Source organism: Arthrobacter citreus (genome assembly GCF_038405225.1).
Classification (GTDB): Bacteria; Actinomycetota; Actinomycetes; order Actinomycetales; family Micrococcaceae; genus Arthrobacter_B; species Arthrobacter_B citreus_A.
In genome coordinates this window covers 199,212-217,850 of record NZ_CP151657.1, presented here as the reverse complement: position 1 = coordinate 217,850, position 18,639 = coordinate 199,212, and the positions used below count along the sequence as shown (strand labels likewise).

At 65.9% G+C, this 18,639-nt stretch carries 20 protein-coding genes; 6 read left to right on the top strand and 14 right to left on the bottom strand.

The features are described 5' to 3' along the window. The first annotated feature begins 42 nt into the window (after window positions 1-42). Window positions 43-786, top strand: coding sequence for an MBL fold metallo-hydrolase (locus AAE021_RS01035; RefSeq protein WP_342023853.1), 744 nt, complete (start codon window positions 43-45; stop codon window positions 784-786). Here AAE021_RS01035 and AAE021_RS01030 read toward each other — a convergent pair. Together AAE021_RS01030 and AAE021_RS01025 are read right to left on the bottom strand one after the other, a co-directional pair. After that, window positions 783-1,577: an alpha/beta hydrolase gene (locus AAE021_RS01030; RefSeq protein ID WP_342023852.1), complete on the bottom strand. Its 795-nt coding sequence runs from the start codon at window positions 1,575-1,577 to the stop codon at window positions 783-785. The two genes, AAE021_RS01035 and AAE021_RS01030, sit on opposite strands and share 4 nt — an antisense overlap. 32 nt (window positions 1,578-1,609) lie before the next feature. Continuing rightward, window positions 1,610-2,413, bottom strand: coding sequence for an alpha/beta hydrolase (locus AAE021_RS01025; protein WP_342023851.1), 804 nt, complete (start codon window positions 2,411-2,413; stop codon window positions 1,610-1,612). 46 nt (window positions 2,414-2,459) lie between these two features. On the opposite strand from AAE021_RS01025, the gene AAE021_RS01020 reads away from it, so the two are divergent. Both AAE021_RS01020 and AAE021_RS01015 read left to right on the top strand, forming a co-directional pair. Further along, window positions 2,460-2,909 carry a Fur family transcriptional regulator gene (locus AAE021_RS01020; RefSeq protein WP_342023850.1) on the top strand — a complete coding sequence of 150 codons (450 nt, stop codon included), beginning with the start codon at window positions 2,460-2,462 and terminating at the stop codon, window positions 2,907-2,909. A 34-nt stretch (window positions 2,910-2,943) separates the two neighbouring features. After that, a complete protein-coding gene (locus AAE021_RS01015; RefSeq protein ID WP_342023849.1) occupies window positions 2,944-4,434 on the top strand; it encodes a catalase in 1,491 nt (496 codons plus the stop codon). A 106-nt stretch (window positions 4,435-4,540) separates the two neighbouring features. Here the strand turns inward: AAE021_RS01015 and AAE021_RS01010 are convergent, their stop codons facing one another. From AAE021_RS01010 to AAE021_RS00985, 6 genes are read right to left on the bottom strand one after another with little or no spacing between them, the layout of a single operon-like run. Further along, window positions 4,541-5,428: a prenyltransferase gene (locus AAE021_RS01010; RefSeq protein WP_425362429.1), complete on the bottom strand. Its 888-nt coding sequence runs from the start codon at window positions 5,426-5,428 to the stop codon at window positions 4,541-4,543. Further along, window positions 5,425-5,859: a lycopene cyclase domain-containing protein gene (locus AAE021_RS01005; protein ID WP_342023848.1), complete on the bottom strand. Its 435-nt coding sequence runs from the start codon at window positions 5,857-5,859 to the stop codon at window positions 5,425-5,427. Before AAE021_RS01005 ends, AAE021_RS01010 begins: the two co-directional genes overlap by 4 nt. Next, window positions 5,856-6,221 (bottom strand): lycopene cyclase domain-containing protein, encoded by a 366-nt coding sequence (locus AAE021_RS01000; protein WP_342023847.1) that lies wholly within the window; start codon window positions 6,219-6,221, stop codon window positions 5,856-5,858. The genes AAE021_RS01005 and AAE021_RS01000 overlap by 4 nt, the downstream gene beginning before the upstream one ends. Further along, complete coding sequence (gene crtI, locus AAE021_RS00995) at window positions 6,221-7,900, bottom strand: phytoene desaturase family protein (RefSeq protein WP_342023846.1); 1,680 nt, start codon at window positions 7,898-7,900, stop codon at window positions 6,221-6,223. Before crtI ends, AAE021_RS01000 begins: the two co-directional genes overlap by 1 nt. Further along, window positions 7,897-8,808, bottom strand: coding sequence for a phytoene/squalene synthase family protein (locus AAE021_RS00990; RefSeq protein ID WP_342023845.1), 912 nt, complete (start codon window positions 8,806-8,808; stop codon window positions 7,897-7,899). The genes crtI and AAE021_RS00990 overlap by 4 nt, the downstream gene beginning before the upstream one ends. 3 nt (window positions 8,809-8,811) lie before the next feature. Beyond that, window positions 8,812-9,879 (bottom strand): polyprenyl synthetase family protein, encoded by a 1,068-nt coding sequence (locus tag AAE021_RS00985; protein ID WP_342023844.1) that lies wholly within the window; start codon window positions 9,877-9,879, stop codon window positions 8,812-8,814. A gap of 35 nt (window positions 9,880-9,914) precedes the next feature. Between AAE021_RS00985 and idi the strand changes: the two genes are divergently transcribed. Beyond that, window positions 9,915-10,493 (top strand): isopentenyl-diphosphate Delta-isomerase, encoded by a 579-nt coding sequence (gene idi, locus AAE021_RS00980; RefSeq protein WP_342023843.1) that lies wholly within the window; start codon window positions 9,915-9,917, stop codon window positions 10,491-10,493. A gap of 9 nt (window positions 10,494-10,502) precedes the next feature. Here idi and AAE021_RS00975 read toward each other — a convergent pair whose 3' ends face one another. Next, the gene (locus AAE021_RS00975; protein ID WP_342023842.1) at window positions 10,503-11,261 is read right to left on the bottom strand and encodes a glycosyltransferase family A protein; all 759 of its coding nucleotides are present in this window, start codon (window positions 11,259-11,261) and stop codon (window positions 10,503-10,505) included. Window positions 11,262-11,360: 99 nt separating this feature from the next. Between AAE021_RS00975 and AAE021_RS00970 the strand changes: the two genes are divergently transcribed. Then, on the top strand, window positions 11,361-11,996 hold the full coding sequence (locus tag AAE021_RS00970; RefSeq protein ID WP_342023841.1) for a hypothetical protein: 636 nt from the start codon (window positions 11,361-11,363) through the stop codon (window positions 11,994-11,996). A gap of 202 nt (window positions 11,997-12,198) precedes the next feature. Here the strand turns inward: AAE021_RS00970 and AAE021_RS00965 are convergent, their stop codons facing one another. From AAE021_RS00965 to exaC, 5 genes are all read right to left on the bottom strand, one after another. Further along, window positions 12,199-13,383 (bottom strand): TerC family protein, encoded by a 1,185-nt coding sequence (locus AAE021_RS00965; RefSeq protein ID WP_342023840.1) that lies wholly within the window; start codon window positions 13,381-13,383, stop codon window positions 12,199-12,201. 246 nt (window positions 13,384-13,629) lie between these two features. After that, complete coding sequence (locus tag AAE021_RS00960) at window positions 13,630-13,935, bottom strand: DUF4193 domain-containing protein (RefSeq protein ID WP_229964803.1); 306 nt, start codon at window positions 13,933-13,935, stop codon at window positions 13,630-13,632. Window positions 13,936-14,205: 270 nt separating this feature from the next. Beyond that, window positions 14,206-14,613, bottom strand: a complete 408-nt coding sequence (locus AAE021_RS00955) for a hypothetical protein (RefSeq protein WP_342023839.1) — start codon at window positions 14,611-14,613, stop codon at window positions 14,206-14,208. Window positions 14,614-14,774: 161 nt separating this feature from the next. Continuing rightward, window positions 14,775-15,176: a DUF779 domain-containing protein gene (locus tag AAE021_RS00950; RefSeq protein WP_342023838.1), complete on the bottom strand. Its 402-nt coding sequence runs from the start codon at window positions 15,174-15,176 to the stop codon at window positions 14,775-14,777. A gap of 1 nt (window position 15,177) precedes the next feature. Continuing rightward, on the bottom strand, window positions 15,178-16,701 hold the full coding sequence (exaC, locus tag AAE021_RS00945; RefSeq protein ID WP_342023837.1) for an acetaldehyde dehydrogenase ExaC: 1,524 nt from the start codon (window positions 16,699-16,701) through the stop codon (window positions 15,178-15,180). 181 nt (window positions 16,702-16,882) lie between these two features. Between exaC and AAE021_RS00940 the strand changes: the two genes are divergently transcribed. Then, entirely contained in the window at window positions 16,883-18,634 is a 1,752-nt protein-coding gene (locus AAE021_RS00940; RefSeq protein WP_342023836.1) for a DHA2 family efflux MFS transporter permease subunit, read from the top strand. Window positions 18,635-18,639: the final 5 nt, after the last annotated feature.

The following is an 18,639-nucleotide window of genomic DNA, read 5'->3' as shown; positions in this document are numbered from 1 at the left end:
TTAGGATGGAACCGGAACTGCCCCAGTGACCGAGGAGGCCCCATGTTTACCAGGGACATCGCAGACGGGATCCACCGTATTGAGCACGCCTACGTCAACACCTATCTGGTGGAGGATGACAACGGGCTAGCCATCATTGATGCCGGGCTGCCCGGCATGTGGCCGCAGCTTTCCCGGGCCGTCCGGGATCTGGGCTACGGCCCCGGCTCCGTTACGGCTCTGGTGCTCACCCACGCCCACTTCGACCACGTGGGCACGGCAGCGCGGATCCGGCGGGAGTTCCGCACTCCGATCCTGGTGCATGACGGCGACCGGTATATTGCCGCCCATCCCTACCGGTACGAGCACGAAAACAACCGGTTCCTGTATCCGCTCCGTTATCCGAAGTCCGTTCCCTATCTGGGGGCAATGACGCTGGCCGGAGCGCTGAATGTCCGGGGCGTGACTGACGTGCACAGCCTGGACGGGGATTCCGGCAGTGCTCTTCCCGGCAGGCCCCGGATTATCCATACGCCGGGACACACTGCGGGTCATGTTGCCCTGCACTATCCGGAGCGGGACGTGGTGATCTGCGGAGACTCGCTGGTGACGCTCAATCCCTACACCGGCTCCAAGGGACCGCAGATCGTGTCCGGCGCAGCCACGGCCAACAGTCCGGAGGCACTGGCGTCCCTGAACCTGCTGGCACAGACCAACGCTCCGCTGCTGCTGACCGGCCACGGGGAGCCCTGGACCGGCGGGGCCGAATCCGCCGTGCAGCAGGCGCTGGCCCGCGGGGCATCCTAGGATTCCAGCCGGCCCCGGGATTCCGAAGCATCAGGGGAATCCCTCTCCAGCTCCTGTTCCAGCACCGCCAGCAGCCGCCGGTCACCGATGGGCCGGAAATGCCCCATCGTCTCCAGCTGGATGTTGCGGGCGCCGGGCAGATAGCTGCCGCCGGGAATGTGCGGATCAAAGCGGCTGTACACCGAGGTGATGCGGGCATTAACGCCGCTGCTTTCCTGCAGCCGGCGCAGGAACTTGTTGCGGGGCGAAAAGGCGCGGATGGACGGCAGCACAAAAAAATTGGCGTAAACGGATCCGGAGAAGGGCGTGTTGACGGCCACCATCCGGTCCACCCGCCGGCCGCCTTCGGGCAGCAGCATCAGCTGCTTGCCAATCAGCCCGCCCTTGCTGTGGGCCACCACCACGGCGCCGCTGAGATCCTGTTCCACCAGATACTGCTGGACCAGCAGGGCCATGCGGTCAATCCGGCCGCGGTTGTAGCCCAGCGGCGCCACGGTGTGCACCGGATGCCCCTTGGCGGAAAGTGCCTCGGCGAGCGGCCGCAGGAACTGCCAGTTTTCGTACACGCCGGGCACCAGGATGACCGGGCGGGGCTGAGTGGCCTCTTCGCTGGCGGGGTCCTGCCCGGGATCGCCGGCGGAATCACCGTTCGCTGAACCGGCCGGCGCCAGGTAAGCCGATGGGTCCCTGCGGAACAGGAAGCCGTGCACCTGCCAGTAGCCCACGTAGGCATAGTCGGCGGCCCAGGCGCGGGCATAGGACAACCGGCGGCGCAGGCGCCGGAACCTCATGCCGCCCTCCCCGGCGGCTTCACCAGCCGGCCTCACTTTCGGGACGACGCCGCTGCCCGCAGCAGCGCAGCGGTCTGTGCCGGTTCAGTGAACATGCAGACGTGAGGCTGGCGGGGAAGTTCCACCAGAACCGCTCCGGGCCGCGCGGCTGCCAGTTCCTGCAGCCAGCCGGAGGGAACAATGGGATCCCTTGCTCCACGGACCAGGGTCACCGGCGCCTGGACCTTTCCAATGCGTTCCTCAAGCCGGTGCCGCACCATCTTGGGCAGAGTGCGCAGGTACCACAGCGGCCCGGCACGCAGATAGTCAGTGAACACAATCCAGTTGACCGCCGGAGGCTCCCGCAGGCAGTCCTGCGCCAGCCGCAGGCCCTGCAGCACGGCATGGCGCTCCCCGCGGTTGATGGTGGGCCCCATCAACACCACTGACGTGACCAGATCCGGGGCGTACAGCGCCATTTCCGTCACCACCTGGCAGCCCATGGAGTGGCCCACCCATTGGGCGGAACCGATGCCGGCGGCACGCAGGGCATCACAGGTGACGGCTGCGAAGTCGGCCATGTCCAGGCCGCTGTCCGGCGTTGGGGTAGACCCAAACCCCGGCATTTCCACGGTGTGCACGGTGGACGTTGTCGCCAGTTCCTCCACCAGGCGGGAGTAGTAGCGCCCGGACGCGCCGATGCCGTGCACCAGCACCACCTGGGCGGCGCCGGAACCATAGGTGCGGATGTCGACGTCGTACTCCCGAATCCGAACGCGCTGATGGCTCCCCTGGCCCTTAATACTTTGCAATGGAACTCCCGTGAGCTTGTTGTCCGTCAGCAACCAGTGTGCCACCTCGGTCTTATTATGAATTATTCATAATTAGTGATTAGCTGGGTGCATGACATCGACAGCAGCCACCACCGAGGCCACCGAAAGGTGGACCGGAGCGCTGCATGCCCACGGCCGTCGGGTCACAAAGCAGCGGCTGGCGGTCCTCACCGCCGTCGAGCACCTGCCGCACGCTGTGGCCGACGACGTCGCCGCCGCAGTGCGCGGGGAACTTCCCGGCATCAGCCTGCAATCGGTCTACGTGGTCCTGGCGGACCTGACCGAAATCGGGCTGCTGCGCAAGATCGAACCGCCCCATTCCCCGGCCCGGTATGAGACCCGCGTGGACGATAACCATCACCACGCGATCTGCACCGGCTGTGGACGGATCGAAGACGTTGACTGCGCCGTGGGGCATGCACCATGCCTGACGCCGGAAAACACCCACGGCATGACCATCCAAATTGCGGATGTGCTGTACCGCGGGATCTGCGCCGACTGCGCAGCAAAAGTTTCCTGACTTTACCGCACCACCCCTTATTGAAAGAGAGAGTATGTCGAATTTCACCACCACTCAGACCGGTACGCCGGTTGGCAGCGACGATCAGTCGCTGAGCGCCGGCGCCAACGGTGCCATCGCCCTTCACGACCGCTACCTGGTTGAGAAGCTGGCCCAGTTCAACCGCGAGCGCATCCCGGAGCGCATTGTGCACGCCAAGGGCGGCGGCGCATTCGGTGAATTCGTCGTAACGGAAGACGTTTCCCAGTACACTCGTGCCGCTGTCTTCCAGCCGGGCACCGTGACGGAAACCGTCCAGCGCTTCTCCTCGGTTGCCGGCGAGCAGGGCTCCCCCGACACCTGGCGCGACGTCCGCGGTTTCGCGATGCGTTTCTACTCCTCCGAGGGCAACTACGACATCGTCGGCAACAACACCCCGGTGTTCTTCATCCGCGACGGCATCAAGTTCCCCGACTTCATCCACTCGCAGAAGCGCCTCCCGGGCTCCGGCCTGCGCGACGCCGACATGCAGTGGGACTTCTGGACCAACTCCCCCGAGTCCGCACACCAGGTCACATACCTGATGGGTGACCGCGGCATCCCGACGTCGTGGCGCGAAATGCCCGGCTTCGGCTCGCACACCTACCAGTGGATCAACGCCGCCGGTGAGCGCTTCTGGGTGAAGTACCACTTCACTTCCAACCAGGGCAACCACGAGATCAACGGTGCCGAGGCCGAGAAGATTGCCGGCGCCGACGCCGACTACTACCGCCGCGACCTGTACGAGGCCATCGCCGAAGGCAACTTCCCGTCCTGGGACCTGCACGTGCAGGTCATGCCGTACGAAGATGCCAAGACGTACCGCTTCAACCCGTTCGACCTGACCAAGGTCTGGCCGCACGCGGACTACCCGCTGATCAAGGTGGGTACCCACACCCTGAACCGGAACCCGGAGAACTTCTTCGCGCAGATCGAACAGGTTGCCCTGTCCCCCGCGAACCTGGTCCCCGGCATTGACGCCAGCCCGGACAAGATGCTGATGGCCCGCATCTTCTCCTACCCTGATGCACAGCGGTACCGCATCGGCGCCAACTACAACCAGCTGCCGGTGAACGCTCCGAAGGCTCCGGTGAACAACTACTCGCAGGACGGCGCGCAGCGTCACTTCTTCAACTCCCCCGAGACCCCGGTCTACGCGCCCAACACCCTGGGCGGACCCGTAGCCGACGCCGCACGTGCCGGCGAGGGTTCCTGGGAGAGCGACGGCTCGCTGGTCCGCGCCGCCGCTACCCTGCACTCCGAGGACAGCGACTTCGGCCAGGCCGGAACGCTGTACCGCGAGGTGTTCGACGACGCCGCCAAGGAGCGTTTCCTCGAAACGATCACCGGCGCCGTCTCAGGCGTGCAGCGCCCGCACATCCGCGAAGCCGCGATCCAGTACTGGACCAACGTTGACGCGACCCTGGGTGAGAAGCTGCGCCTGAACCTGGCGGCCGGCGACACCACGCCGATCGAAAAGGCTGAGTTCGTGGGCGTAGCCGAGTAACTTCGGTTAGTCCTGAACCTCCCGGCATAACCGCCGGAACACGAGAGCGGCCGGTCCCTTCGGGGGCCGGCCGCTTTTCTGTGCCCGGTTGCTTTCCGGTGTTGTTCTACCGGTTGGGCCAGTACCAGATGATCAGCATGGTCACCAGGAAACCCGTGAGGAAGTTCAGCTTCAGGAACCGCTTCCAGCCGGCGTTGGCCTGCTCCGAGTCCGCATCGGTAATTCCCCAGAACGGCAGCAGGTTCAGGATGTACGGCACGGCCAGCAGTCCGCCCAGCACCGCCGGCCACAGCGTCATCAGCATCAGCAGCCCACCGGTGAGGTATGCGGCGGCGGCGAACCGCACCACGGCCTTAGCTCCCAGGACGGTGGCAATGGAGGATATCCCGCCTTCACGGTCCGGCACCACGTCCTGCACGGCGCCGAAGGCCTGGCTGGCCACACCCCAGAGGAAGAACGCGCCGAGCACCGCCCACAAGCCGGGGGTGAAGACGGCGCCGGCCAGGACCAGTCCGTACACGGCCGGGGAAACAAAGTGCGTGCTGGAGGTGATCGAATCCAGGAACGGACGTTCCTTGAACCGGAGCCCCGGCGCGCTGTAGGCGATCACGGCAAAAACGCTGACCGCCAACACCAGCCAGGACAGGGGGTTGCCCAGCAGGAGAAGCGCGATGAGGAAGGGCACGTTCGTGGCCAGCGCCGCCCAGAGCGTGATCCGGTGGAAGCCGCGGTCCAGGACCGCGCCCTCCACGCCGCCCTTGCGGGGGTTGTGCAGGTCCGATTCGTAGTCGAACACGTCATTGATGCCGTACATCGCAAGGTTGTACGGGATCAGGAAGTACAGCGTGCCCAGCACCCAGGCCAGATCGATGCCGCCGGTGGTGATCAGGTAGGCCGCGGCAAACGGATAGGCGGTGTTGACCCAGGACAGCGGCCGGGACGAAACCAGCAGCATCCGCAGCGTCGAGCCCGGGGTCCGGGTTGATGTGCTCACTGCTTCTCCTCGTGTTGTGCTGCCGGGGACGGTGCCGCCGGGGACTCGGCTTTAGCGGATTTCGGTCCTGCGGCGGTTTTGTCCCTTTTTTCCAGCAGCATCCAGAGCGCAGGAAGCAGCAGAACGGCGGCCAGGGCGTAGGCGAAATCCTCCAGCGGCGCACTGCCGATGAAGGCACCGGAGATCCGTTCCGGGTTGTACCAAAACAGTCCGGCGCTGATCATCACGTTGTCGAAGACGGCGGTGAGGACCAGCAGGACGACGGCGGTGATCCCCAGCGCGGCCGCCAGGCCTTTCCTGCCGGAAACCGCGGGCTCCGGGACCTGTTCCCGGCGGCCCTGATCGGTGCGCCGGCCCCGCCGCACCATGGCGAGGACCAGCACGACGGCCGCGGGCACCAGGAATACGGCATTCAGGGCCCAGTACGTCACGGCTGCACCTCCTGCCGCCGGGAGTGCCGCCGGCCGGTGCGCCGCTGCGCGGAGCGGCGGAGCACCAGCGACACCAGGCCAAACAGCACCATGGTCAGATAACAGAGGAAGGCCAGGAAGAAGACTTCCTCAACGGGCAGATGCGGAGCCAGGACAATACCGAGCATGATGGGGGTTTCGCCGCGGTAAAAGATGTCCAGGCCGATGCCGCCCAGGTCCCAGAGCAGGAAAAACACCAGGCCAATGGCCAGCACCAGCGACGCGCGCCGGGCATCGGCGAAAAAGAACAGCTTGAACCGGTGATCCAGCAGTCCCATGCACCCGATCGAGGCCAGCAGCAGCAGCAGGTACACAGCGCCCATCAGGCCCGGCTCCCGGAACCCGGGTCTGTTGCCGGGGCCGCGGCCGGCACCGGCAGCTCTTCGGTGCTGGTGTCTCCGCGGAGCCGCTTCAGCACCAGCTCGGCGCTGATCAGGCACATCGGCAGCCCGATGCCCGGCAGGGTGGAACCGCCGGCGTACAGCAGCCCGTCCACCCTGCGGCTGGCGTTGCTGCCGCGGAAGAAGGCGCTCTGTTTCAGGACGTGTGCCGGGCCGAGCAGGGTGCCGCGCCAGGAGTTCAGGTCCTGCACAAAGTCCTGCGGTCCCACGGTCTTCCGCACGGTGATGCGCTCGGCCAGGTCCGGAATGCCGGCCCACACGGAGATTTGCGCGATGACGGCGTCGGCCATTGCCTCGATCCGCGGATCTCCGGCTCCGTCCATTCCGCCGGAGCCCAGTGACGGCTCAGACGGCACCGGCACCAGGACAAAGAGGTTTTCGTATCCCTCGGGGGCAGCGCCGGGGTCCGTCGCACTGGGCCGGCAGACGTAGAGTGACGCCGGGTCCGGGACCGAGGTTTCCCGTCCGAAGATCTTGCTGAAGTTCTCTTTCCAGTCCGAGGTGAAGAGCAGCGTGTGGTGCGCCAGGGACGGCAGTTCGCCCCGGACGCCCAGATGCAGCAGCAGCCCGCCGGGACCGGGGATGCGGTGCTTCCAGTAGCTTTCCGGATACGTCTGCAGTTCACGCGGCAGCAGCGTGGTTTCGGTGTGGTGCAGATCCGCGGCGGAAACCACCAGGTCGGCGTCCAGGCTGTGCACCGTTCCGCCAGCGTCCGTGTACTCGACGCCGGTGGCCCGCGCCCGGCGCCCGGGCAGCCGCTTGGCGAGCCGCCCGGGCAGCCGGCCGGAAACCCGTCCGGTCTCCGGCTCGGTGGTTCGGATCCTGGTGACGGCGGCATCGGTGTGGATCGTGACGCCCTCGGCCCGGGCCAGCTCGGAGATAACGCTGATCAGCCGCGTGAAGCCGCCCATCGGGTACAGCACGCCGTCGGCCAGGTCCAGCCGGCTCATCAGGTGGTACATGCTGGGGGTGTTGAAGGGCGATGAGCCCAGGAACACTGCCGGATAACCCAGGATCTGCCGGATCCGCGGATCAGTGAACTTCTGCGCCACGAAGGAGTTCAGCGGCTGCAGCAGCAGCTGGGCCAGCCGCGGCCCGCGCCGCAGCACATCGGGGCGCAGCAGGGGCAGGAAGGAAGCGAAGGTGGAATACAGGAAGCGCTTCTTGGCCATGTCATAGACGTCGACGGCGGAGTCCAGGTACTTTTCCAGGCGCGCCCCGGCACCGGACTCAAGGGACTCGAACAACTTCACGTTCTCGTCGCGCGTGGCGGCAATGTCCACCGGCTCCGTGGAACCCTCGAAGAGGACCCGGTAGCCCGGGTCCAGCCGCACCAGCTCCAGCTGTTCCTCGGCTGAGGTGCCCAGCAGCCGGAAGAAATGGTCAAAGACCTCCGGCATCAGATACCAGGACGGTCCGGTGTCAAAGCTGAAACCGGCGCTTTGCCAGGTCCCGGTCCGGCCGCCCGCCACGGACTGCTTCTCCAGGACCGTGACGTCCAGGCCTTCCCGGGCGAGCAGGGCCGCGGTGGCCAGCCCGGTAATTCCGCCTCCGATGACAACGGCGGTGCGGGGTGATGGCGTCGCGGTCCTGCGGGTCATGGCTGCCTTCCGGCGTAGAAGCTGCCCGGCGCCGTCCGGCGGAGGCGGTGGGCGGCGAGGATCTGCGCGGCGATGCGCAGCTTGACCGGGTTGGGCACCCGGATGCGGGTGCTGCGCAGCTGCTGCGCCGGGGTGGCCCGCAGGCGGCGGGACAGCTCGGCGAACAGCTCCTGGGCCAGTGCCACGGCGGGCCTGGCTGCGGGCGGAAGCTCGGCGATGGAGGCCCCGGAGACCAGCAGGTCGGCGTCGATGTCATCAAGGAGCCGGTGCTTGTCCGGCTCCGAGAACGAACCCACGCTCACCCCGGGGAAGTAGCTGCGGCCCAGGGCGTCAAAGTCGTCGGCCAGGTCCCGCAGGAAGTTCACCTTCTGGAAAGCGGCACCGAGCCGCTGGGCCCCTTCCCTGAGGCGCTTCGCCCGGTCCTCGCTGACCTCAACGCCGTCCAGGAAACACAGCAGGCACATCAGGCCAATGACCTCGGCGGACCCGTAAACGTAGTCGTCAAAGGACGCAGCGGTGTGCTCGGTGCGCAGCAGATCCGCGCGCATCGAGCGGAAGAACGGCGTGGTCAGGTCCTCGGTAATGCCGGTGGTGCGCGCCGTCAGGGCGAAGGCATGCACCACAAGATTCACGCTGTAGCCGGTGCGCAGGGCCTGGCGGGTGTCAGCTTCCAGCTCCTCCAGCATCAGTGCGACGTCGGCCGGCGGAAGACCCGCGGCGGCAGCGACGCCGTCGACAATTTCGTCGGCCAGGCGTACCAGGGCGTAAATGGTTTCGATCTGGAGCCGGGTCCGGGGCTGCAGCAGCCGCGATGCCAGCCCAAAGGAGGTGGAGTATGAACGGATCACTGCCGACGCCGTTTCCACTGCCACTTTGTTGTACAGCTCCAGGCCTGTTTCCCGGGCCATTCCCTACCGGCCCCGGTTCACGGCGCCGGCCACGATGCGCTCCAGCACGGCACGCAGCGATGGCGGGACGGCCGGACAGTCGAGGTGGGCGCGGGCCCGCGCGGCATGCTCCTCGGCGAGGGACCGGGCGTAATCGCGGGCACCGCATGTGATCAGGAGCTCCCGGGCCCGGTCCGCCTCTTCCGGAGTGAGGTCGGGGCAGCCAATCAGGTGTGACAGCTCGGCCCAGTATGGCCCCTGCGCCGCGTGCGAGATCAGCGCGGTCCGTTTGCCCTCGCGGAGGTCACTCAGGTTTGATTTGCCGGTGGCGCTTTCCTTGCCGAACACGCCCAGGAGGTCGTCCACCAGCTGGTAGGCGATTCCGGTGTCCCGGCCGAAGTCTCCCAGGGTGGCCACGACGTCGTCGCTGGCGCCCGCGAGCACGGCCCCGGCCTGCAGCGGAGCCTCGAAGGAGTAGACAGCCGTTTTCAGCCGTTCCATGTCGAGGATCTCCGGCACCGGCGGTGCGCCCGGCGAGGACGAGAAGTCGACGTCGATCAGCTCGCCGGCGGCGGAGGCAAACACTGCGTCGTCCAGAATCGCGGCCAGCCGCAACCTGGTGTCGGGATCCGTATCCACGGTATCGAGCATTCGGAAGGCGCCGGTCAGGGCCAGGTCGCCGGCGATGATGCCGGCGGACATGCCGCGGTGCCGCGCAGCTTCGGGTGTCTGGCCCGCGGTCTCCGCCAGGGAGCGGTAGGTGCCGGACACGTTGTCATGGCCGCGGCGGACAAAGTCCAGGTCAATGACGTCGTCGTGGATGATCAGGGCGGTGTGCAGCAGCTCGAAAGCGGCACCGACCCGCGCCGCCGCAGTGATGTTGGTGCCGCCCAGATGCTGGTAGGCGGTCATCAAAATGCCGGGGCGGACCCGCTTGCCGCCGGCGGTTGACGTTTCCAGCGTTTCCCAAAGGCTAAGGTAGCTGGGGCTAAGCTTGGCGGCACGCAGCTTCGCCCGCTCGAAAAAACTGTGCAGGACACTCTCCACCTGCTCTTGTCCGATTGCTGGTTCGAGCAGGGGTTCAGTCTCCATAGGTAAAGTAAACACGGAGAAGATACGGAGGAGAAATGGCGCAACGCGCGGAACTGGTGGTTCTCGTGGATCCGGACGGCACGCCCGTCGGAACACACGAAAAAGCTACGGTACATACTGTTGACACGCCGCTGCATTTGGCGTTCTCCACCCACGTCTTCAATCAGGCGGGGCAGCTGCTGGTGACGCGGCGCGCCCTGGGCAAGCTGACCTGGCCCGGTGTTTGGACCAACTCCTTCTGCGGGCATCCCGGCCCCGGCGAAGCCACCCCGGACGCAGTGCTGCGGCGGGCGGAGCGGGAACTGGGCCTTTCGCTGCGGGCGGAACAGCTGACGCTGAAGCTGCCCGATTTCCGGTACCGGGCCGTGGACGCCTCCGGGATTGTGGAACATGAAATCTGCCCGGTCTACACCGCGGTCGCGGATGCGGACCCGGTTCCGGCCGCCGACGAGGTCATGGACTGGAACTGGGTTGATCCGCTGGCGCTGGCCGAATCCGTACGCCTGACGCCGTGGGCCTTCAGCCCCTGGCTGGTGCTGCAGCTGCCGCTGCTGTATCCGCAGGTTTTTGCTGCATCGGAGCCGGCGGAAACTGCGGCTTCCGGTTCCTCCTAGGACACTGCCCTAACTCCTGCCGGCCTTCCCGGCGGAGGCGTACCGCCGCGGCCAGCGGACCCATGGTGCTTCTGCTGGCCAATGGGTCCAGAGTGTGTGGAAGGCCCGGCGGAAGCGGCGTGTGAGGTTGGCCGCGCCGATAACCGCGCGCGGCGCCATGCCCACCATTAGGGTCCGGTCGAAGCGGCATTTGTGCTGCTGCCCCAGATGCAGGCTGAGACACACGTCGTCGTGCATTTCCGGATCATCCCGGTGCACCTGCGGACGGATCTTCTGCCACACGGAGGCGCGCAGCGCCAGATTCGACCCGAAAAGCGGCAAATGCCCCAGCGCCAGCCCCATGGCCAGGTAGTAGGACCCGAGATACAGCACGCTGAGTGCCGCTCCCACCGGCCGGGGAAAACCGTAAAAGGAGCCCGGCCCGGACAGCGCATCGAGGCCCGGATCCGCGGCGAAGCGTTCTGCTATCCGCTGAACCCAATCTCCGGGTAAAATACAGTCAGCGTCGCACCTGGCAATAATCTGGCCCTGCGCCGCGTCATAACCGGTGGCAGCTGCCGCCGGTATTCCGGGCACCGGTTCGGGGACCACTCGGGCACCAAACCGGCGCGCCACGGCAGCGCTGGAATCGGTGCTGTTGTTGTCCACCACTACTATTTCGAAGGGCTGCAGTGACTGCCGGGCCAGGGAAGACAAACACGTTTCAAGGGCCGCGGCGTCATTCAGGCAGGGAATCACCACGCTTACTGGGGGCAGATCGGCGGGCATGGGGGAAGTCTAGCTGCAGAGAAGCGGTGCGGCCTGGGGAACGGGCGTGACGGAAGTGATGCCCTCCCGCAGGCGAAGGTGCTGCGATACCGTAAATCCATGATCGATGCCCTCCTCCGCCGCCCGTCCGGAGCCGGAGAGTTTTTCGCAGACGCTGTGCGGCTTGCCTGCCTGTTCAGCCTGATGGCAGCCCTTCTTTGGTACGGGCCGGTGGATGTTGCCCTGTTCCTGCTGGTGCTGGGAGGAACGCTCGTGTCCCGGAGCCTGGAGATTTCCCGGGTGTTTGACGGGATCTACGGCCTGACGCTGCTGACGGCGGCCTGGAGCAGCGTCCTGGACCTCTACGCGCGCGTGAGCTGGTGGGACCTGCCGGTGCACTTCGCTGCCACCGGCGTCATTGCCGCCATGACGTACCTCCTGCTGGCACGTCTGGGTGCCGTCCCGGTTCCGGCGCCCGGCCCGCGTCCTGCGCTTCGGTTTGCTGTTCCCGTGCTCGTTCTGGCGCTGGGCCTGGGAGTGAGCGTGCTGTGGGAGCTGGGTGAATGGTGGGGCAACGCGTTCGTGGACGCGAGCATCAACGTTGGTTATACGGACACCATGGGCGACCTCGCCGCCGGCGGACTTGGTGCGCTGCTGGCCGGCGCTTTCCTGGGGAAGGCGTCTCCCGCTCCCCAGCGGCGGCAGCCGGCGGACGCGGCGGCAGACGACGCGGCAACGGCATCCAGCCGGCCCTAGGGACCTCAAAACGCCGGCCGCCCCGTGCACCCGCGCCGGCCTGCCCATGAAGAAGGCACCCCCTGAAAAAGAAGGCACCCCCGGCAGTGCTTACGCCGGCGGTGCCTTCCTCAGATTCCGGGTGTCAGGCCCGGGCGTGGTGCCGTGCCCGGACCTGATGTGCTCCGGCCCTGATGTGCTTCGGACCTGATGTGCTTCGGTCCTAGGACTTGATGTACTTCTCGTGCTCCTGGTGGGCGCGGGCCACCTCGGCGCGGATGTCCTCGATGTCCTTGACCTTGTCGCGGTACTTCTTGTCCATGGTGCCAATCTGCTGTTCTTCCTCGCAGAGGGCGGCGTAAATCCGCTCCCGCTCGGCCTCGTCCGAGGTGTAGGTCAGGTCGAGGTAGGCGTTGGCGTGGCGGCGGGCGTTGTTGACCGCGGTCTGTGCCTTGCCGGCGGGGCTGACGAGCGAAGCAATAACGGTGACCAGCAGGACGCCGATGATGACGCTCAGGGACAGGCCTGTTCCAATCTCGACAACCTTTACATGCTCGCCGTCGTTGATGAACCACAGCGTGTTTTCATGCAGGGCGTGCAGGACCAGCTTCACGCCGATGAAGGCGAGGATGGCCGCGAGGCCGTAGGAAAGGTAGATCAGGCGGTCCAGCAGGCCGTCGATCAGGAAGTACAGCTGGCGCAGGCCCATGAGGGAGAACGCCGTGGCGGTGAAGACGATGAAGGTGCTCTGGGTGAGGCCGAAGATGGCGGGGATGGAGTCCAGGGCGAAGAGGATGTCGGTTCCGCCGATGGCCACCATGACCAGCAGCATGGGGGTGAGGACCTTCTTGCCGTTTTCCACGGTGAAGAGCTTGTCGCCGTCGTAGTGGTCAGTGGTGGGCAGGATCCGCTTGGCGATGCGGATGATGAAGTTGTTCGCTTCATCCTTCTCGCCTTCGGGCTTCAGCAGGTTGCCGGCTGTGATCAGCAGGATCAGGCCGAAGAGGTAGAAGATCCAGGAGAAGGAGTTGATGAGCGCAGCGCCCAGGAAGATGAAGCCGGTGCGGGCAATCAGGGCAAACACGATGCCGAAGAGCAGCACTTTCTGCTGGTCTTCACGGGGCACCCGGAAGCTGGCCATGATGATCAGGAAGACAAACAGGTTGTCCACCGAGAGGGCTTTTTCCGTGATGTAGCCGGCAAAATACTCGGTGCCGGCGGTCACGCCGCCAAAGAGCAGCACCAACACACCGAAAACAACCGCCAGCCCCACGTAGATCGAAGACCATACGGCGGCCTCTTTGAGGGTGGGGATGTGGGCCTTCCGGATGTGGAAGAAGTAGTCAAAGGCCAAAAGGCCCAGAATGACGACAATCGTCACTCCCCAGATGAGGGGGGAAACAGTCATGGAACTCCGCTTTCGTAGGGTACGTCAAAGAACCATAGGTCTCTCCGGCGGCCCTGTGAATGGGTGCCCGCTGTTTCCGGCTGCGGCTTCGGTGCCGAACGTGTTGACGGATAACTGCGTGGTGGATACTCCCCTACGAATGCCCCAGTCTAACGGCATGTGAAGCCGTGCTGCCACTTGGCGCCTGAGCGCCCGGTGAGCCCGGCTGCCGGAACGGGGCGTCGGCAGCCGGGAATGGCGGGGTGTTTAGCCTTCGCAGTCCGAGCAGTACTTCTGTCCATTCTTTTCCAGCGCCACCTGGGAGCGGTGGCGGACCAGGAAGCAGGAGGCACACGTGAATTCGTCGTCCTGCGCCGGGACAACCCGGACCAGCAGTTCTTCGCCGGAAAGGTCGGCGCCGGGAAGCTCAAAGTTTTCCGCGGCGTCGGTTTCATCGACGTCCACTGCCGTGGCGGACGGGGTCACACTGCGCTGTGCCTGCAGTTCCTCCAACGAGGCGGTTGATGCTCCATCGTCCTCGGTCTTGCGCGGTGCATCGTAATCTGTTGCCATCTGCCTTAACTCACACTCCATTTTCAGCTAGTTCTTGGGATCCGGCCTCGATCGTAACGGATGGACCGCTTCGCCTTCGCTTCCCGGGGCAACATTGGGGACATATTCGCCGCGGGCCGAAAACCGCCGGGGAGCATTTGGATCAGTCGGACCCGTCCGGGACAACGAACGGCGGGTCAAAAGAATTTCCACCGGCCCCTTACACGCCGCAGGGGGCGTTCCGTGGAACGCCCCCTGCGGGACTGCTGGCCGGCGAAAGCCTGGCCGGAACTACTGCTTCGGCTCGGGCTGCACTTCGGCCGGAGTCATCGTGTGCTGTCCACCCGTGGTGAAGGCGCCGTTTCCGGTGGAGCCTGTGGAGCTGGTCCCGCTCGCCTCGGCCGCGGTGGGGCTGGAGGCTGTTGAACCGGAGGAAACTCCGGATCCGGAGGAACCCGCCCCGGACGCAGGCTTGCCGGAGGTCGACGAGTGCGAGACCTTGTCCTTTGCCGTGGAGGCAACGTCCGCAACCTTTTCCTGCAGGCCCGGCGCCTTCTCCTTGGCCCACTCAGTGCCCTGCGAGACGGTTTCCTGGACCTTGGGATCCTTCCAGAGTTCCATCAGTTTTTCGCGGCCGCCCTTGGAGCCCACCAGGTAACCAACGCCCATTCCAGCGAGAAACACGAACTTCTTAACCATGGTTGTCCTCATTTCTGCCCCGTAGCGGGGCATCGCGAATACCGTCAGATACTGTCCCCCCACGCGCTGCCACGCGAAGCGGAAGAATAAACAGCAACCTTACTATGTTTGGGCGCGGCTGTGTCCGCCCTCCGCATTTCGCTTTCGCGAAACGGCTCCCGCTAGGCCTGAATCAGCCGGGAACGGATCAGGAACCGTTTACCCTCGGGCGCCTCAACCGAAAAGCCGCTGCCCCGTCCCGGCACGACGTCCACTGTCAGGTGGGTGTGTTTCCAGTATTCGAACTGCTCCACGGACATCCAGAAGTCCAGCGGCTCCCCCGGGGTCAGTTCGAACGTCCCCAGCAGAACGTCGGCTTCCGAGGTAATGAAGTCGCCCGCCGGATAGCACATGGGCGAGGAACCGTCGCAGCAGCCCCCGGACTGATGGAACATCAGCGGCCCGTGAGTCTGGCGCAGCTGCAGCAGCAGCTCCCGCGCCTGCGGCGTGAGCGCCACCCGGGAACGGCTCTCCCCGGGCAGCGTCACGGCTGCGTCCAAGCTGGCGCCCCCTGGAGCGTCCATCTTAGAAGAAGCCCTGCTTGTTCTCGGCGTAGCTGACCAGGAGGTTCTTGGTCTGCTGGTAGTGGTCCAGCATCATGGCGTGGTTTTCACGGCCGATGCCGGAGGACTTGTAGCCGCCGAAGGCCGCATGCGCGGGATAGGCGTGGTAATTGTTCACCCAGACCCGGCCAGCCTGGATGTCGCGGCCGGCACGGTAGGCGGTGTTGCCGTTGCGGGACCACACACCGGCGCCGAGTCCGTAAAGGGTGTCATTGGCAATGGCCAGGGCTTCGCCGTAGTCGGAGAATCGGGTCACCGAAACCACCGGGCCAAAGATCTCCTCCTGGAAGATGCGCATGTTGTTGGTGCCTTCAAAGACGGTGGGCTTCACGTAGAAGCCGCCGGCGAGGTCGCCATCGAGCATCAGCCGCTCACCGCCGGTGAGCACCTTGGCGCCTTCCTGGTGCGCAATGTCCATGTAGGAGAGGATTTTCTCCAGCTGGTCGTTGGACGCCTGCGCGCCCACCATGGTGTTGGTGTCCAGCGGGTTGCCCTGGATGATCTGGGCGGTGCGGGCCAGCGCGTCGGACATGAAGCTGTCATAGAAGGAATCCTGGACCAGCGCGCGCGAGGGGCAGGTGCAGACTTCGCCCTGGTTCAGCGCGAACATGTTGAACCCCTCCAGCGCCTTGTCGTAGAACGCGTCGTTTTCCTGCGCGACGTCGGCGAAGAAGATGTTCGGGCTCTTGCCGCCCAGTTCCAGGGTCACCGGGATCAGGTTCTGCGATGCGTACTGCATGATCAGGCGTCCGGTGGTGGTTTCGCCGGTGAAGGCAATCTTGCGGATCCGCGGCGAGGACGCCAGCGGCTTGCCCGCTTCCACACCGAAACCGTTGACCACGTTCAGCACGCCGGCCGGCAGGATGTCCGAGATCAGCTCCATCAGCACCATGATCGAGGCAGGAGTCTGCTCGGCGGGCTTCAGCACAATGGCATTGCCCGCCGCGAGCGCGGGAGCGAGTTTCCAGACGGCCATGAGAATGGGGAAGTTCCACGGAATGATCTGGCCAACAACGCCCAGCGGCTCATGGAAGTGGTAGGCGGTGGTGTCGTCGTCGATCTGCGACAGGGTGCCTTCCTGGGCACGGACGGCGCCGGCAAAGTACCGGAAGTGGTCCGCGGCCAGCGGCATGTCGGCGGCGAGGGTCTCGCGGACCGGCTTGCCGTTGTCCCAGCTTTCAGCGACGGCGAGCATCTCGAGGTTCTCCTCGATGCGGTCGGCAATCCGGTTCAGCATCCGGGCCCGCTCGGCCACTGAGGTCTTGCCCCAGGACGGTGCCGCCTTGTGGGCTGCGTCCAGGGCCAGGTCGATGTCCTCGGCGGTGCCGCGGGCCACCTCGCAGAACACCTTGCCGTTGACCGGGGAGACGTTTTCGAAGTAGCCGCCCTTGACCGGGGGCACCCATTCTCCGCCAATCCAGTTTTCGTACCGGGGCTTGAAGGAAAGCTTGGATCCCTCGGTGCCGGGCTGCGCATATACGGTCATGTCTGCTCCTTGGAGGTGGCGACGTCGGTGTCTGACCTCCCGAGGCTACGGAACCGGACGTTGCACCAAGGTTGCATTGGTTGCCGCGGCCGCGGGACCGCCGGAAGACGCCGCGCTGACGAAACCACACGTTCGGGATTATGGTTGCCTGAACAAACAACTGTGCCCAAAGGACGCCCCCATGCACCGGAATCCGGATACCACTGAACCAGCCAGCCGCTACCTGCGCTACCGATGGTGGGGGCTGCTTGCCATCAGCCTGGGAGTGGCCATGATCATCATGGACGCCACCATCGTGTCGGTTTCGGTTCCCTCGATCGTTGCGGACCTGGCTATTTCCAGCACGCAGATCCAGTGGGTGCAGGAGATCTACACGCTCCTGTTCGCAGCCCTGCTTCTGACCTGGGGCCGGATTGCGGACCGGGTGGGCCGCCGCCGCATCATGCTGACCGGCGTCGTCATTTTTGTGGTGGCCAGCGTCCTGTGTGCGGTGGCTGAAAGCGGTGGCGTCCTGATCGCCGGGCGGGCCCTGCAGGGGCTGGGCGGGTCGATGATCCTGCCCACCACGCTGGCGCTGCTCAACGCCAATTTCCAGGGCCGTGAGCGGGGCATCGCCTTCGCGGTCTGGGGCTCGACGATTGGCGGCATGGCCGCCGTCGGGCCGCTGCTGGGCGGCTGGCTGACGGAGAACGCGAGCTGGCGGTGGGCCTTCGGCATCAACATTCCCCTCGGAGCGCTGATTGTGGCCGGCCTGCTGCTGTTTGTTGCCGAGTCCTCCGAGCCGGTAACCGGGGCGCGGCAGCGGCTGGACATCAACGGTGCGCTGCTGTCCATCCTCGGGTTCGGCGCCCTGGTCTTCGGGCTGATTGAGGGCCGCAGCTACGGCTGGTGGACCGCCGCCGGGGATGCGCCGTTCAGTGTTGGCAGCCTGTCCCCGGTGCCGGTGGCCTTTGCCGTGGCGGCCGTGGCGCTGACGGCCTTTGTGCTGGAGGAACGACGCCGGACCGCCGCTGGCAAGGGAGTCATCCTTGACCTGTCGCTGTTCCGCATTCCGTCCTTTGCCAACGGCAACGTCACAGCGCTGATTGTCAGCTTTGGCGAATTTGGCCTCATCCTGTCCCTGCCGCTCTGGTTCCAGAACGTGCTGGGCTATTCGGCGTTCCAGGCCGGTCTGGCCCTGGTGCCGCTGGCTGCGGGATCCTTCCTGGCCAGCGGGGCGGTGGCCGGGTTGTCCCGGCGGCTCTCCCCCATCCTTGTGGTCCGTATTGGGCTGGGCCTGGAGATTCTGGCCATTGGAACGCTGGCGCTGCTGATCCGGCCGGACAGCTCGGCGTGGCTGACATCGCCCATCCTGCTGGTTTACGGCATGGGGGTGGGGCTGGCGACGGCGCAGCTGACCTCAGTGGTACTGGCCGAGGTGCCGGTGGCGCGCAGCGGGCAGGGATCGGCCACCCAGAGCACCGCACGCCAGACCGGCTCCGCGCTGGGCATCGCCGTCCTGGGCACGGCGTTCTTTTCCTCGCTGAAGGGTGGCACCGAGTCCCGGCTGTCCGACGACGTTGCGGCCAACCCGCTGCTGGGACCGCTGGTGGACTCGGTGAACGCCACGTCCGGCGGGAGCATCAGCCAGCTCAGCGCCGACCCGCAGACCTCCTACATTGCCGATGCGGCCCGGGCAGCCATGACCGACGGCGTTTCGCTGGCCGGCTGGATCGCCGCCGGCGCGCTGCTCATTGGACTGCTGACCAGCCTGCGGATCCGTCCCGCGCCGGAGGCCGGGGCGGCGTCCGGGGCGGCGTCCGGGCAGGCGTCCGGGGCGGCGTCCGGGCAGGCGTCCGGGCAGGCGTCCGGGCAGGCGGCCGGGCAGCGCACCCAGGAGAACCGCACGCCAGAGCCCCGCACCCAGGAGCACCCCGCCCAGGACGGGAGTTAGCGCAG

Bases quoted from the DNA above. Each gene is read 5' to 3' on its own strand.
- AAE021_RS01035 (WP_342023853.1), top strand. From the start codon at position 43: ATGTTTACCAGGGACATCGCAGACGGGATCCACCGTATTGAGCACGCC.
- AAE021_RS01030 (WP_342023852.1), bottom strand. From the start codon at position 1,577: ATGAGGTTCCGGCGCCTGCGCCGCCGGTTGTCCTATGCCCGCGCCTGG.
- AAE021_RS01020 (WP_342023850.1), top strand. From the start codon at position 2,460: ATGACATCGACAGCAGCCACCACCGAGGCCACCGAAAGGTGGACCGGA.
- AAE021_RS01015 (WP_342023849.1), top strand. From the start codon at position 2,944: ATGTCGAATTTCACCACCACTCAGACCGGTACGCCGGTTGGCAGCGAC.
- AAE021_RS01000 (WP_342023847.1), bottom strand. From the start codon at position 6,221: ATGGGCGCTGTGTACCTGCTGCTGCTGCTGGCCTCGATCGGGTGCATG.
- crtI (WP_342023846.1), bottom strand. From the start codon at position 7,900: ATGACCCGCAGGACCGCGACGCCATCACCCCGCACCGCCGTTGTCATC.
- AAE021_RS00990 (WP_342023845.1), bottom strand. From the start codon at position 8,808: ATGGCCCGGGAAACAGGCCTGGAGCTGTACAACAAAGTGGCAGTGGAA.
- AAE021_RS00985 (WP_342023844.1), bottom strand. From the start codon at position 9,879: ATGGAGACTGAACCCCTGCTCGAACCAGCAATCGGACAAGAGCAGGTG.
- idi (WP_342023843.1), top strand. From the start codon at position 9,915: ATGGCGCAACGCGCGGAACTGGTGGTTCTCGTGGATCCGGACGGCACG.
- AAE021_RS00975 (WP_342023842.1), bottom strand. From the start codon at position 11,261: ATGCCCGCCGATCTGCCCCCAGTAAGCGTGGTGATTCCCTGCCTGAAT.
- AAE021_RS00970 (WP_342023841.1), top strand. From the start codon at position 11,361: ATGATCGATGCCCTCCTCCGCCGCCCGTCCGGAGCCGGAGAGTTTTTC.
- AAE021_RS00965 (WP_342023840.1), bottom strand. From the start codon at position 13,383: ATGACTGTTTCCCCCCTCATCTGGGGAGTGACGATTGTCGTCATTCTG.
- AAE021_RS00960 (WP_229964803.1), bottom strand. From the start codon at position 13,935: ATGGCAACAGATTACGATGCACCGCGCAAGACCGAGGACGATGGAGCA.
- AAE021_RS00955 (WP_342023839.1), bottom strand. From the start codon at position 14,613: ATGGTTAAGAAGTTCGTGTTTCTCGCTGGAATGGGCGTTGGTTACCTG.
- AAE021_RS00950 (WP_342023838.1), bottom strand. From the start codon at position 15,176: ATGGACGCTCCAGGGGGCGCCAGCTTGGACGCAGCCGTGACGCTGCCC.
- exaC (WP_342023837.1), bottom strand. From the start codon at position 16,701: ATGACCGTATATGCGCAGCCCGGCACCGAGGGATCCAAGCTTTCCTTC.
- AAE021_RS00940 (WP_342023836.1), top strand. From the start codon at position 16,883: ATGCACCGGAATCCGGATACCACTGAACCAGCCAGCCGCTACCTGCGC.